The 13791-nt window shown below is 40.9% G+C and carries 13 protein-coding genes; 3 read left to right on the top strand and 10 right to left on the bottom strand.

Features of this window, described 5'->3' with window-relative positions:
- Window positions 1-220 precede the first annotated feature (220 nt).
- The 6 genes from IQ236_RS19130 to IQ236_RS19105 form a co-directional block, all read right to left on the bottom strand.
- On the bottom strand, window positions 221-1246 hold the full coding sequence (locus tag IQ236_RS19130) for an ABC transporter permease (RefSeq protein WP_193870775.1): 1026 nt from the start codon (window positions 1244-1246) through the stop codon (window positions 221-223).
- A 75-nt stretch (window positions 1247-1321) separates the two neighbouring features.
- A complete protein-coding gene (locus IQ236_RS19125) occupies window positions 1322-1663 on the bottom strand; it encodes a hypothetical protein (RefSeq protein ID WP_193870774.1) in 342 nt (113 codons plus the stop codon).
- Window positions 1664-1864: 201 nt separating this feature from the next.
- Complete coding sequence (locus tag IQ236_RS19120; RefSeq protein WP_193870773.1) at window positions 1865-2449, bottom strand: molybdenum cofactor guanylyltransferase; 585 nt, start codon at window positions 2447-2449, stop codon at window positions 1865-1867.
- Window positions 2450-2561: 112 nt separating this feature from the next.
- The gene (locus tag IQ236_RS19115) at window positions 2562-3671 is read right to left on the bottom strand and encodes an anthranilate phosphoribosyltransferase family protein (protein ID WP_193870772.1); all 1110 of its coding nucleotides are present in this window, start codon (window positions 3669-3671) and stop codon (window positions 2562-2564) included.
- Window positions 3672-3735: 64 nt separating this feature from the next.
- Window positions 3736-4752 carry a LysR family transcriptional regulator gene (locus IQ236_RS19110; protein ID WP_193870771.1) on the bottom strand — a complete coding sequence of 339 codons (1017 nt, stop codon included), beginning with the start codon at window positions 4750-4752 and terminating at the stop codon, window positions 3736-3738.
- A gap of 183 nt (window positions 4753-4935) precedes the next feature.
- Window positions 4936-6183: a HEAT repeat domain-containing protein gene (locus IQ236_RS19105; RefSeq protein WP_193870770.1), complete on the bottom strand. Its 1248-nt coding sequence runs from the start codon at window positions 6181-6183 to the stop codon at window positions 4936-4938.
- A 90-nt stretch (window positions 6184-6273) separates the two neighbouring features.
- On the opposite strand from IQ236_RS19105, the gene IQ236_RS19100 reads away from it, so the two are divergent.
- Window positions 6274-6723: an SRPBCC family protein gene (locus tag IQ236_RS19100; protein WP_193870769.1), complete on the top strand. Its 450-nt coding sequence runs from the start codon at window positions 6274-6276 to the stop codon at window positions 6721-6723.
- A 27-nt stretch (window positions 6724-6750) separates the two neighbouring features.
- Here the strand turns inward: IQ236_RS19100 and IQ236_RS19095 are convergent, their stop codons facing one another.
- The gene (locus IQ236_RS19095; protein WP_193870768.1) at window positions 6751-8691 is read right to left on the bottom strand and encodes an ArnT family glycosyltransferase; all 1941 of its coding nucleotides are present in this window, start codon (window positions 8689-8691) and stop codon (window positions 6751-6753) included.
- A gap of 114 nt (window positions 8692-8805) precedes the next feature.
- The gene (locus IQ236_RS19090) at window positions 8806-9414 is read right to left on the bottom strand and encodes a hypothetical protein (protein ID WP_193870767.1); all 609 of its coding nucleotides are present in this window, start codon (window positions 9412-9414) and stop codon (window positions 8806-8808) included.
- A gap of 54 nt (window positions 9415-9468) precedes the next feature.
- Here IQ236_RS19090 and IQ236_RS19085 point away from each other — a divergent pair, with 54 nt between their 5' ends.
- Complete coding sequence (locus tag IQ236_RS19085; RefSeq protein ID WP_193870766.1) at window positions 9469-9801, top strand: DUF565 domain-containing protein; 333 nt, start codon at window positions 9469-9471, stop codon at window positions 9799-9801.
- Between the two features lie 33 nt (window positions 9802-9834).
- The gene (locus IQ236_RS19080) at window positions 9835-10866 is read left to right on the top strand and encodes a glycerate kinase (RefSeq protein ID WP_193870765.1); all 1032 of its coding nucleotides are present in this window, start codon (window positions 9835-9837) and stop codon (window positions 10864-10866) included.
- Window positions 10867-10947: 81 nt separating this feature from the next.
- Here IQ236_RS19080 and prmA read toward each other — a convergent pair whose 3' ends face one another.
- Window positions 10948-11838, bottom strand: a complete 891-nt coding sequence (gene prmA, locus IQ236_RS19075) for a 50S ribosomal protein L11 methyltransferase (protein WP_193870764.1) — start codon at window positions 11836-11838, stop codon at window positions 10948-10950.
- A 159-nt stretch (window positions 11839-11997) separates the two neighbouring features.
- Entirely contained in the window at window positions 11998-13581 is a 1584-nt protein-coding gene (gene serA / locus IQ236_RS19070; RefSeq protein ID WP_193870763.1) for a phosphoglycerate dehydrogenase, read from the bottom strand.
- Window positions 13582-13791 lie beyond the last annotated feature (210 nt).

The following is a 13791-nucleotide window of genomic DNA, read 5'->3' as shown; positions in this document are numbered from 1 at the left end:
GAAGTGTATCTTTCATGAAGATTCCCATCAGAATTCCCTAACTTTACTTGAGTAAAAATACTTACTTTTTTAGAAAAATTATGCACATTTATGATCTGATTACCCCAGAAAATGGGTTTTAGGAGGTCACTGTCATGGCGTCAATTCCTTAAAAAAAAATCTCCGCACCTTCAAGCCGGAGAGTGTCAACGATCAATAATTTTGTCAACGTTAACTCACCTCAATATCGGATGCGCGGGTCAATGCAGGCATTGAGAACATCAATCAGAATACTGGCAACAACAACAATCCCTGCGAAAAACACAACAATCCCCTGCACCGTCGGATAATCCCGAAAACTAATCGCTTCATATAACCGATTAGCGAGTCCTGGCCAAGAAAAGGTCACTTCCGTTAAAATTGCTCCCCCCAATAACGCGGCAAAGGTTAAACCCAAAACCGTAATCACCGGAATCATGGCATTTTTCAACGCATGGGCCACAACAATTCGCAATTCAGGAATCCCTCTAGCCCTAGCGGCTTCCACATAATCCGCCTTTAACGTTTGTTTGAGATTTACCCGCACAATTCGCTCAAAAATACCGCTTAACAATAACCCTAACGTTACACAGGGTAAAACCAAGTAATACAGTGATACCCCCAATTGCGTCCAACTTCCGGTAAACAAACTATCAACGGTATATAACCCTGTCCAACCTTCAGGTGCGGGAACGGTTACGGGAAACCGAGTTCCCAAGGGAAACCAACCCAATTGCACCGCAAAGATTAACTGAAACAGCATCCCCGCCCAAAACGGGGGAACAGCATAGGTAATAATTCCAAATAAACGCCCTCCTGTATCCCAAACGGTATCAGGATGGGAGGCTGCTACCGCCCCGACAGTAATTCCCACCGCTAAAGCGATGATCATACTAAATAGAGCCAGTTCAACCGTTGCCGGAAAATGAGCTTGAATAATTTCCCAAACCGTTTGTCCACGACTGGTCAGGGACGTTCCTAAATCAAAATGCAGGAGTTTCCCCATATAGTCAAAATATTGTTGCCACAAAGAACCCTTTAAACCCAATTGCGATCGCAAGGCTTCTTTGGCTGCTTCCGGTGCACGGGGGCCAAGAATCGCATCTACCGGATCACCAGGGGTAGCTCGTAGCAGCAAAAAAACCACTGTGGTAATTGTCCACAGCATCAGGGGAGCCAGCAGTAAACGAGTAAAGACGTAATATTGTAAAGCTCTGGAACGAGACATATCAGTAATCAGTAATCAGTAATCAGTTATCAGTTATCAGTCAACTGTCAACTGTCAACTGTCAACTGTCAACACCTAATGTCCAAGTAAGGATTCAAAGGTATTGCGAAGGAATTTGAGGTCAGCGACTCTAGCCACTAAGAGGTTTTCCTGTCCGGCATCTTCTAGGCGAGTTTTCCAATATTGAATGCTGTCGGCATTGTTCATCCAAAACTGAATTACCGTATCAACGGCTTGATCAACATTCCAGCCCCGTTGAGGAGAAACCGTCTGTACAGAGTCAATAAAAGTATCCAGGGTACATTTACGATTTCCCAAATATTCAACCCCTGGGGCGGGTTGTTCGGTTAATTCTTGTTGTTGATAAAAGAAAGAAAGAATGGGAGAAACACCCACTAGATCGAAGGTGTATGTCATAGGTTCCTCCTGTCCAGTTTTAATATCCGTTGGTTATACCAAGTTTTTAGGGTAAAGAACGTAATTTTACTTACAAGTTACCCAGATTTTTTGATTTTAATGCAGATTTTGTGAAAATTCACAAGTAGGGTTTTCTCTACCTCAAAACCAGAAAAAAGATTAATTTTTGATGGAAATTTTAATTAAGGATTTTAGGATTTATTAAGGTTTTAAGTCAGTGGGTCGATTGCAATTGATCAACATTTGTGATTCTTCTTCAGACAGATAAAGGGGTTCCACAGGAATATGAGTTAACCATCGTTGAAAGGATCTTCCCCCTGGAGCCATAAACGCTTGTAACTCGGAATAAGCAGAACGGCGATAAAATCCACATAAGGGTTCCCAGCGCGACTGACTTTGAGGAACAACCGCTAAAACCGTATCAGAAACAACCGTTAAATGACTTTGCCAACGTTGAATCATCGCAGGTTGTAACAAAGGTAAATCACAGGCTAATAACCAAATCCAATCAAAGGGAATTTCTAATAAACCTTGGGACAATGCAACTAAGGGCCCTTGGTTCGGTTCCGTCTCTAAGAGAACTTCATAATCTTCCGTTAATAGGGTTTGATAGCGTTCCGGCCAAGGTGTAGCAATATATACTTTTTGGCTACAAGTAGCCGCCACTTGATACACTCGCTGAAGCAACGGTTTTCCTTCATACAGGACAAAAGCTTTATCCTCACCCATGCGAGAACTTTGGCCCCCTGCCAGAATTAAAGCTGCAATTGAAAGATGATTGATCATGGGTTTTGAGGTAATACCTACGGCTAAAGTTCTCTATAGCGCTACTTGAAGAGGGAACACCGAACACCGAACACCGAACACCGAACAGTAAGAAGTGAAAGGGTTTCAGGGTTTAAAAATGTCCTAAACGATGAATTTCCTGCAATTTAGCGTGAACTTTCCCTTGCGTTAGTAAAGATTCAGCTTCCGATAATCCCGATTCTAAATTAGGACAAACCCCAGAACGCCACAAATAAAACCCCCCATTCCACAGTGCGGCTTTCATGAATTCACTGTTGTGACCCGCTAAAACCGATTGGATTTGTTCAATTAAAATCGGAGTCGAAGGTAAAGGAACTTCTTTCCCGCCCAACCCATAATCACGGGGATGTAATAATAACCGTTCAAAGAAAACATCCTCCACCGTCGGATGAGAATTTTGTTGTTTTTCTTCCAGGGTAGAATCTTGAATCTGTTTTGTTCGGAGGCTAGGTTGACGTAACCCAATAATACAAGTGCGATCGCGAGGTAAATCACAACTACCCTCTAATCCTTTGACGGTAATAAATTCAGTCACACCCCGCCATTGAAAGGCTTCTCGAAACATGGTTTCTGTGGGGGGATGGACATAGCCACACACCACCGTTGCTTGTCCTAAATAGGGTTTCCACATCAATTCCATTGTTGCTAACGGAGGACGTTTGCCAATTTCTCGACGATAGGTGACTAAGCGTTCGGCTTCTGGGAAATGTTGAGGAAGATAAACAAACCCTAAACCCAACTGTGTAAACATCTGTTGAGTTTGTACCCAGGATAATTTAGACCAGTCCACCCCCAACCCTTGCCAAATTTCAATTAAAGGAATACCTTCTTTAGTTGGCATTCGTTGGCCCCCATGTAAAATTACCGGAACCCCGGCGGTGATTAAAATTAAAGCCGTTAAGGGAGCAAAAGGAGCGGTGCGAGACCGACCATCATAGGGACAACCGAACACCATAGGTCTCGAAGCAACGGACTGAAGTTGAGGGCCAATTTCTTCATAGGTATCTAGCATTCCCGCTAATTCTTCACCTGTGGGACGCCGGATACGATGAGCAATTAAAAATGCACCAATTTGAGCCGGAGTTGCCTCCTGCAATAACATTAATCTCAAGGCTTCTGCCGCTTGGGAACGACTCAACGCCTCACTGGTATGGGTTCCACTACCCACTTGACGAAGTAACTCTCTAAATCGATCACTCATGCCTATAAAGTATTGACGGTTAACCGAAACTCCATTTTTAAACTTTAATTTGATCCTAGCGTTTTTACTTCAACAGAGGGGTTTCGGGATTTAAACAATTAATTGATCCATCAAGTTGATCAGGAAGACTCTCATGAACCAGTTGCCAAAAATAAGCGATGGGGGGAATTTGCATTCGATCGGGTGTAGTGACAATGACCACTTCACGAGTCCAAGTTGTATCCCCAGCGGCAGGAATTAAGGGAGAGGAAGCAGAACTGGCCATTAAAGCTTTAGAGTTGGTAAAGGGGAGAGGTGCTAACCCTCGGACAGCTAAGGTGGGATCAGTTCGGGCTTCTAGTAAGGCAGAATAGGGCAATAAAGCAATAAGTTCCCCTTGACGAATGACCCCTCGAAACCCATCTAATGTATTTAACTCTAAAACTGCATTTAATTTTGCCCCAGCTTGAGTAAACTTTTCTTGAACTAAACGCTGCATTCCATAACCATCTTTAAAAACCACTTGCGGATAACGAGTTAACTCATCCCAAGGAACTTGAGAATATTGAGTTAACGGGTGATTACTGGCCATTAAGACTTCAATCGGTTCTTGATAGAGAATATCGACTAAAAGTTCTGCACTGGCCGTAAAAGAACGATTATTCATAATAATAGCGATATCAACTAATCCATCCTTAAGCACTTTTAAGGCGCGATCGCTTCCCAAGGATGTCACCCGCAACTGAACTTCTGGATAGGCATAACAAAACTTCTGCAAAACCGGGGGTAAATAAGAGGAACAAACCGAATGAATGGCTGCAACACAAAGTTCAGGTTGTTTTCCCATCAGCAGAGACGCTAATTCCTCTTTCGCACTGTCCCAGGTTTGGCAAATTTTGCGAGCATAGGGCCAAAAGCGTTCACCCCCAATGGTTAATTTAGCTTGAGCCGTGCGGTGAAATAAAGGTAAACCCAGTTCTTCCTCTAGTCCCTGCACCTGTCGGCTAATGGTTGATTGAGTGACCCCGCATTGGCGTGCTGCTTGTTGAAAGCTTCCCGTCTCAGCAACAGACAGAAAAGATTGCAGTTGCTCTAAACGCATAAAGACAGTTATCAGTTATCAGTTATCAGTTATCAGTAAACAGTTAGGTGACTGATTACTAATTGACAATAATAGATTTATTTATCCCATTTAGTAGAGATTGATACAGCTTTTATAATTTCATCCTAAACCTCGGAATTGATCAAGAATTGGAGTAACCCCTGAAAAGCTTCTTTATTTAATTTACCATTCGGATAACGCTTTTAAAATCTCTTGTTTGATATCAAGATTGATATTATCTTGATTTAATAAATGTTGTAAATATTGATAAGTTTGTTCACATTTAATTTGCTTAAAAGCCGAAATACAATGGTATCGAACTGAAGGTTGGGGATCAGCTAAAAGTTGAATTAAGGGATCAAGAGCAGATATTAATCCTAATTTTCCTAATCCTACTGCAATTAATTGTTTGATTTTAAGATCAGAAATAGCGGGATGATTGCGATTAATTAAATCAATTAAAATTTGAGCAGCTTGTTCTCGCAATTCTAGGGTTTCAATCCGTCCTATCCCTTGAATAATTTCTTGAATTAAAGTAATTTCTACAGGTGTAAGACTAGGGGCATTCAGATTAAATTCAGGATGGAAGCTGAAAATAATTTCCTCTAAAAATTTTAAACTTTGAGGCGTTTCAATCCATCCCAATGAACGAACCCCATCTATTTTTAAAGATAGGGGAACATTAGAAGATTGTACTTGTTCAAATAATGCTGTTGCTGCTTCATCTGTTTTTAAACGGGATAAAGCGAGTTGAGCTTGTTGGCAAACTTCTGGTCGAATATCCCATAATAACGGTTTCAGTTTTTCGACTAAATTAATATTGTCTAATAAATCTATTCTTACCCCTAATCCGATAACCGCTTCTTTTCTAACATGACCAACGGGATCATTTAATGCCTCTAATAAAACCGGAATGACTCTGGGATCATGAAAACTTCCTAATGCTTCAATTGCGATCGCGCGAATCTCAGGATTAGAATCATTTACAACCGTTAATAAGGGGGTAATAATTTCAGAATGACGAATTTGAGCTAAGGCAAATGTAGCTAATCGTTTAGACTCCTCTTTTTGTAATAATTCCATGAGGGGTTTAATGGCTGAAGTTCCTAAACTGGCTAACGTAATAGCCGTTATTTCCTGAAGTGATAGTTCTTCTTCTGTTGCCTCTATTTTATCAGTTTTTAGCAAATTAATTAAGGGTTCAACCACTAATTCTGATTTAAACTGTCCCAAAATTCGAGCCACAAACCAACGCATTTCTACATCAGTCGTTTCATCTTGTAAAATATTCAGCAAAGGCTCTAGGGCAATGGTTCCTAAATCAGGTAAAATTTTACTGATTTCCCATCGCTGTTGAAAATCTCCCTGTTCTAACTGAGTTAAAACTAAATTAAGTACAACTTCGGGATTTTGTTCTGAAAAATCAATCACTGTTAATTGCTAATTGTTAATTGTTAATGGTTGACTGTTGACTATTGGCTGTTAATCGAGAACTAACAACTCTATAATTGTAGAACATTTATGCAGCACTTTCACTATTCTTCCCTGATTAATGCGCCTGTAGAAGTCGTTTGGGAGTTTCATACCCGACCGGATATATTGCAATTGTTAACTCCTCCTTGGCAACCCGTAGAAATTGTGCGTCGAGAAGGAGGGTTAGATGTAGGGGCAATTTCAGAATTTAGAATATTATTAGGGTTTATTCCGGTGCGATGGGTAGCGCTTCATACCGAATGTAAACCCTTTGAGTTATTTACCGATGAACAACAAGAAGGAATTGTAGAAAGTTGGGTACATCGACATCAATTTATTGCTGAAAATGGTAAAACTCGCCTCACCGATAACATTACTTATTCTCTACCCGGCGGAGAATTGGCAGAAAAAATATTAGGCTGGTGGGTCAATAGTCGTTTAGAAGATATGTTTCAATATCGTCATCAAGTCACAAAAAAAGAATGTGAAAAGGATTGACTGTTGACGGTTGACCGTTGACAATTCCTAATTCGTAATTCCTAATTCCCTGTTTCCTATAACTATATTAGCTCGAATGAGTTGATAGGAACCTGCTTGATCAATAATTTTATATTGATTCGGTTTTAATCTAATATTTGCTAATTCACGAGGATGTCCTAGAATTAAAATAGTTTTAGGGGAAGAATTTTGAACCTCTGGACTGTTAATATAGTTAATCGCATCGGTCAGTTCAGAAGCGTATTGAACCGGATGTTGAGTATAAAAAACTAAACTGGGTTTTTTAAAGCCAACCATCATTAATTCTTCTCCTAATTTTCGCTCTTGTACAACGGTTTGGGCGAGATGTCTTAAAGGTTCTTGACGATGGTGATCAAGTAAACTATAGGTAGGAGTTGCTGCCCAGATAAAAAAGACAATAAATCCTAAAATATTAACGATAAAAATTCCTGAAATTCGCCGTTTCCACCCACTTATGATTATTCCTATTGTGGTTATTCCCCAGATTAAAGCAGATCGATTTAGGAGTCCAGAGGTTTGTAAATCCGTTCTAAAATTGGGCATATCTGCATCATATCCTAGCAGGTTTTTACTAAAATAACTAACAATTGAAGCACTAAAAACCAAGAGAATATTAAAAATAATAGAAATAGAAAACGCTTTAGGAATAGCACTAGCTAAACTAACATTAGGATTAACAAGATGATTGTTTTTTATTAGATTGTGCCAAAATAGAGAAATTAATAAAGCTGAAGCTGGTATCAGAGGTAAAATATAACTGGGGAGCTTAGTAACAGCTACCGTAAAAAAGATAAAAATTCCAGCAAACCAAAAAACAGCAAATAATGGCAATTGTTGAATTCGAGCTTGACGTTTCCAACATCGGCGTTTCCAAAATTTTGTTGAGGCGATCGCAATAGGTAAATAAACAGAAAATGGAGCAAACCCTATTAAAACCACAATAAAATAGAAATACCAAGGAGCCGCATGGCGATTAACAACGCTGGTAAATCGTTCAAAATTGTGATAACCAAAAAACGAATTAATATAGCTTTGACCATTAATCAAAGTTACTAAAATATACCAAGGCAGAGTCATCACAAAAAAAATTAAGCTTCCTTGCCAAAGACGCATTTCTTGTAAAACTTGGTATCCTTTTCCAATATAAATTAAAAATGAACCAATAATTAAAATAGGTAAAACAATTCCCACAGGGCCTTTGGTTAAAACCGCTAAGGCTATTAAAATATAAAAAGCTAAATACCAATAATTTACTCGATTTTGGGGTAGAGTTAAATTTTTAAACCCTACATTAGGATATTCTTTAAATTCTGACTCAGATATTTTCGCTTCATCAGTTGCATATCCTAGAAAAAAAGCCAATAAAGCTGACCCCATACAACCTGTTAATAACATATCCGAAACCCCAATTCTTGCCCAAGCCACAATTTCAGGATTAAAAGCCATCAATATAGCCCCCATCCAAGGTAAAGGATGCAAAAGAACTGTCCTGAAACGAGGTTTATAACTGGGAGAAATTAAGCCTTGTATTTCCTGTTTCTTAACGGTATAAAATTGCGTTTTCTGAACATAATAACTTAACGTATAAAATCCCAAACCAATTAGAATAAAAGCCGAAACTGCCGAAGGCAGACGAACCCCCCATTCATTGACCCCAACTATTTGATAAGCAATTGCCATTAACCAATAAATTAAAGGCGGTTTATCAAAGCGAGTTTCTTCATTAAAATACGGAGTAATCCAATCCCCTGTGACTAACATTTGACGGGCAGCTTCTGCAAATAAAGGCTCGGTTTCATCCAATAAACCCAGATTTCCTAAATTCTGAAAAAAAGCCAACCCACTGATTAAACCCAACCCCAAAATCGCCAGGAGAAATGGAAGGACATGGGTTTTAATTTGATTTGAAAAAAGGGTTTTAATCTCTCGATCTGAACTTAGTTTCATGGGGGAAGGACACAGGTGGTAACTGTTGACTGTTGGTTGTTGACTAACACCCAACTCAATATATCAATTAGTTATTATCACCTATTTGGGCAACCGAAATAATCTTACTATTGCCTATTTTCCAGATGAAAATTGATCCAGTGTCCTAGTGGGTTGTATGACCAACTGCCATTCCTTACTTTCAGGTTTCCAGACTGGGAAGGGGGTTTCCCCCACAATATAAGGCCCCCAGTAATAGCGAGAACCATCCGGTGCAAAAACAATCAAAATATCACCCGATTTGAGAATTAAATCTTTTTCGGGGAGGGACAAAATCAACCCTTCTTTACTGCCTTCTTCCGGCGCAAAATCCCAATGGACGGGTTCAGTGTTGCCCACAGATGAACGAGTGAGTAAGGCTACACGCACCGGATGTTCCGTGAGGTTACTGACTCGGAATGACCCTTGGTGAGGGTTTGTAGAAATGGCAGGAGGTGATAGTTTGGGGGAATTATGCCCCAATTTGGGAGAAGGAACAGGGGGTCTTTCTGACGCAGGTGGCGCTGGAATAGAGGTTTTAGGAAACGTTGTTGAGAGGGGGGCTGAGAGAGATAAGGCCACCTGTTCGGAAGATTTTCGTTCCGTTGACTGGACACAATAGCGAAATAAGAATTGCCTTAAACTAATTAAAGTTAATAAAATAGTTCCAGTAATTAGAAAGGCTGGATACAGTTTAGCTTTCATAATCTTTCGTTTTAAACTTGATCATTAATTCCATTACTCTCTACACCGTCTTTTATGCAAAATACCCGTCTTAATCGGCTTGTAAATGTTATCAATGCACAACTTGGACGATGGTTGTTAAATCCTTGGCGACGGATTTCGCTGCTGATCATTAGTTTATTATTGGGTTTTGCCCTAGCATTAGCGATTTCTTCGGTAGCGGGACAAAATGCAAATATAGATGTCACTGTGGCTTTAATGGTGTCTATCCTAGTAGAAGGTATCAACTGGTTAGCCTACAGTAGTCCCAACCGTTTGCGACAATCCTTTTGGGTCGAAAACCTGAATGCACTCAAAATGGGTATGAGTTATGGGTTATTTTTGTTAGCATTCATGTTAGGTTCATAAAATGAACGTTTTTTCAAGTTTTTGTGATTGTCTATGATAGAAATTCTTCAAGCTTGGGCTCATGGACAACCTCCGAAGATCACAGATTTAGAAGTTTTAGAACAGTGGGAACTGTCTGATTCTAAACGAGCAATATTGTGGGGAATCACACCTGAAACTGTTAAGTTGAAACTACAAGGGCGATCACATCTTTTCTGTAGACTCTTTCAAGAAAATCTTGATTTCCCTCTATTATCCCAACAGTTAGAAACCCTTTGGAAGTTTTGGCTTCCGTTTGCGACCCAACTAGCTGAGTCTCGTCAACAGCTAGGTCGTCCTCTGGTTCAAGGAATATTAGGAGGACAAGGCACCGGGAAAACAACCCTAGCGAAGGTCTTAACTTACATTTTGTCTCTTTTTCACTATGACACAATCAGCTTGTCCTTAGACGATCTCTATAAAACTTATTTAGAACGTCAACAGTTACAAAGGGTCGATCCCCGTTTAATTTGGCGGGGGCCACCGGGAACCCATGATGTTAAATTAGGAATACAGGTGTTAGAACAATTGCGTCAACCCTTACCGGGTCAAACCATTGCGATTCCGCGATTTGATAAGTCCTTATGGCAGGGTGCTGGCGATCGCATTTCACCTGAATTTGTTACAGGAATTGATATTATTTTATTTGAAGGCTGGTTTGTGGGATGTAGACCCATTGATCCAGAAGGATTTAATTCTGCACCTGAACCCATTATTACCCTCGCCGATCAACAATTTGCCAGGAATATGAATGAACAGTTAAAAGAATATATTCCTTTGTGGGAAAAATTAGATCAATTAATGATTTTAAATCCGGTCGATTATCGATTATCAAAACAATGGAGAATTCAAGCTGAACATGACATGATTTCAACCGGAAAATCAGGCATGACCGATGCCGAAATTAGTCAATTTGTTGATTATTTCTGGAAAGCCCTACACCCCAAATTATTTATAAATTCGTTAATTAAAAATCCCGAATTAGTCAACTTAATTATAGAAATCAACCCGGATCATTCTATTGGCAATATTTTTAGAAACCCGTAAACTGATAACTGGTACAGACGCGCCATGGCACGTCTCTACACTGATAACTGATGATGCGGATACTTGATAACTGATAACTGATTAAGATCGTCTAATATTAAAACAACACCATTCTTGCCGCCGCCATAAGGTAGCGACAACCCAGCCATTTTGTTCTAAAGTATCTGCAATGGGTTTAGCTTGATCCATTAAAATACCGCTTAAAACCGCCCAAGTATTTTTCTTAGAAATTGCATTAAATTGAGGAATTAAATCAATAATAACTTCTGCTAAAATATTACAAACAATACCATCAACGGGTTGCTCTGCTATAGAAATTATCTGTTCTATACTTCCATCTTGAATAATAATTTTTTCGGGTGGAATTTGGTTTAATTCACAATTTTCCTTCGTAGAACGAGTCGCTAAGGGATCATTATCAGCAGCATAAACCTTGGATGCGCCTAATAAAATTGCCCCAATTGATAAAATACCTGAACCACAACCAATATCTGCGATTACCGCTTGGTTAGGTTCTCCCCCTAATCGCATTTCTAAAGATTCTAAACACAGTTGAGTCGTGGCGTGGGTTCCGGTTCCAAAAGCAACCCCTGGATCTAAGCGTAATAAAATCCGATCCGAATGTTCAGGTAAGGTTAACCAAGCCGGATAAATTAAAAAGCGATCGCCAATGGGGGTCGGTTCCCAATGTTGTTTCCAAGCTGTTGACCAGTCCTGCTCATCAATTAAATCCCAAGTCACCGCAGGAATCGGGATTTCTAAACACAGAGCATCTTGACGTAACAATAAAGAAAGCGCCGCTAAATCCAGCAAATGGGCTTTTTCTTCAGGTAAATAAGCCGATACCAGACAGGAATTATTTTTAATTTGACAAGCCGTTCCCCGAGAACCAAAAGATTCCATCCGCCAAAAGACCGCATCCTCTAGCGTCGGATCACACAATACTTTAATTTCCCACCAACTATTAGCCATAATCAGTTATCAGTGATCAGTCATCAGTGATCAGTCATCAGTCATCAGTGTAGAGATCTGCGATCGCCTGTCTCTACCAGTAATTAGACCTAACAATCGCAAGTTAATCAACGGTCAAGGGCTTTTACTGATAACTGATAACTGATAACTGATAACTGATTAAAGCGTTACCGTATAAGCGTCGCGGATACCAGCGACTTTCATGATTTCCGCCAGTATTCCTTCCGGTAAAGGATCATCAAGGCTTAAGACCATGACAGCTTCACCCCGAACGATTTTACGTCCGACTTGCATACTGGCAATATTGACATTAAAACTGCCCAAAAGGGAGCCAATTTTGCCAATAATTCCCGGCATATCCCGGTGAAGGGTAAATAACATAAAGCGGGTCGGGGGGACGTTAATCGGGAAATCGTCAACACTGGTAATCCGAATTTCCTGATCCCCTAATAAAGCTCCCGTCACTGAATGACTACCTAAAGAACCCTTTGCTTCTAAATGCAATGATCCCGTGTAGTCCGTCAAGGCAGCATCACGGGTTTCAATCACTCGAATTCCCCGTTCTTTAGCTTCAATACTGGCGTTAACATAGTTCACCCGTTCGCGTAAAGCTTGGGACAGTAACCCTTTGAGGGCTGCCACAACCACCGCTTGGCTATTGGTTCCGGCCAATTCCCCTTGCAACCGCACATCCAGGAAGTCTACCCGACCTCCGGCTAACTGACCGACTAAATTACCCAGGGTTTCAGCCAGTTGCAGATAGGGTTTGAGTTTTTCCAACACATCGGGATACAACCCTGGAATATTCACCGCAGACCGGGCTGGTAAGCCCAGTAACACATCCCGAATTTGTTCAGCAACATCGATCGCCACATTGACTTGGGCTTCCTCTGTAGAGGCTCCCAGGTGAGGGGTGAGGACAATTTTAGATCCCAATTCCCGCAGAGGAGAATCGGCTTCTAAGGGTTCATTCTCAAAGACATCAAGGGCAGCCCCCGCTAGTTGGCCATTTGTTAAAGCGACGGCTAAATCGGCTTCATTAATCACCCCCCCTCTAGCACAGTTGATTAAGCGGGCTGTCGGCTTCATTTTAGAGAAGACTTCCGCGTTAAACAGATGATAGGTTTCTTTGGTTTTGGGAATATGCAGCGTAATATAATCGGACTCGCGAATCAACAGATCCAAGTCCACTAACCGACAGCCAATTTGATCGGCCCGTTCTTGAGAAATAAAGGGATCATAGGCTAATAATTTCATCCCCATCGCTTTAGCCGCCGTCGCCACATGGGAACCAATTTTACCCAAACCCACAATCCCCAGGGTTTTCTTATAAACTTCTACACCAATGAAGCTTTTCCGATCCCAGTTTCCACTTTTAACGGATTGGTTCGCATCGGGAATGTAGCGAGACAGAGACAGCATCATCGCCAAAGCGTGTTCGGCCGCAGCAATGGTATTTCCTTCTGGGGAGTTGACAACAACAATCCCTTTGCGGGTTGCGGCGGGAACGTCTACATTATCGACACCCACACCCGCGCGACCAATAATTTTTAAGTTATCGCCAGCTTCAATAATTTCTTGGGTGACACGAGTTCCAGACCGGATCATCAAAGCATCATACTCTGGAATAATCCGCACCAGTTCTTCGGGGGGTAAACCTATTCTGACATCCACCTGAGCGACTTGGCAGAGGATGTCTATACCAACTTGATCAATCGAATCGGAGACAAGAACCTTCGGCATGATTTAGGAAAATGGGTTGCAATAGCAGGAATCGAGATCTCATCCCCTGACAAAATCCGCTAGGGGGAGGTTCGAGAGAGTCTTCATAAAAGTAGGATGGGAGTGTGGAAACTCAGCGTCTTCAGACCTGAGAGGAAACACGACTCAGGGGAATTTATTCCCCGTGAATATTGGATTGGGAACCGACAAAAATTGTTGTATTTGCCGATT

The sequence above is a fragment of the Planktothrix mougeotii LEGE 06226 genome (assembly GCF_015207485.1).
Taxonomy (GTDB): domain Bacteria; phylum Cyanobacteriota; class Cyanobacteriia; order Cyanobacteriales; family Microcoleaceae; genus Planktothrix.
Note: the sequence above shows the minus strand (reverse complement) of the source record. Positions and strands in the feature narration are given on the sequence as shown.

Excerpts from the sequence above, each read along its gene's own strand:
- IQ236_RS19130 (WP_193870775.1), bottom strand. The coding sequence starts at position 1,246 with ATGTCTCGTTCCAGAGCTTTACAATATTACGTCTTTACTCGTTTACTG.
- IQ236_RS19125 (WP_193870774.1), bottom strand. The coding sequence starts at position 1,663 with ATGACATACACCTTCGATCTAGTGGGTGTTTCTCCCATTCTTTCTTTC.
- IQ236_RS19120 (WP_193870773.1), bottom strand. The coding sequence starts at position 2,449 with ATGATCAATCATCTTTCAATTGCAGCTTTAATTCTGGCAGGGGGCCAA.
- IQ236_RS19115 (WP_193870772.1), bottom strand. The coding sequence starts at position 3,671 with ATGAGTGATCGATTTAGAGAGTTACTTCGTCAAGTGGGTAGTGGAACC.
- IQ236_RS19110 (WP_193870771.1), bottom strand. The coding sequence starts at position 4,752 with ATGCGTTTAGAGCAACTGCAATCTTTTCTGTCTGTTGCTGAGACGGGA.
- IQ236_RS19100 (WP_193870769.1), top strand. The coding sequence starts at position 6,274 with ATGCAGCACTTTCACTATTCTTCCCTGATTAATGCGCCTGTAGAAGTC.
- IQ236_RS19095 (WP_193870768.1), bottom strand. The coding sequence starts at position 8,691 with ATGAAACTAAGTTCAGATCGAGAGATTAAAACCCTTTTTTCAAATCAA.
- IQ236_RS19090 (WP_193870767.1), bottom strand. The coding sequence starts at position 9,414 with ATGAAAGCTAAACTGTATCCAGCCTTTCTAATTACTGGAACTATTTTA.
- IQ236_RS19085 (WP_193870766.1), top strand. The coding sequence starts at position 9,469 with ATGCAAAATACCCGTCTTAATCGGCTTGTAAATGTTATCAATGCACAA.
- IQ236_RS19080 (WP_193870765.1), top strand. The coding sequence starts at position 9,835 with ATGATAGAAATTCTTCAAGCTTGGGCTCATGGACAACCTCCGAAGATC.
- prmA (WP_193870764.1), bottom strand. The coding sequence starts at position 11,838 with ATGGCTAATAGTTGGTGGGAAATTAAAGTATTGTGTGATCCGACGCTA.
- serA (WP_193870763.1), bottom strand. The coding sequence starts at position 13,581 with ATGCCGAAGGTTCTTGTCTCCGATTCGATTGATCAAGTTGGTATAGAC.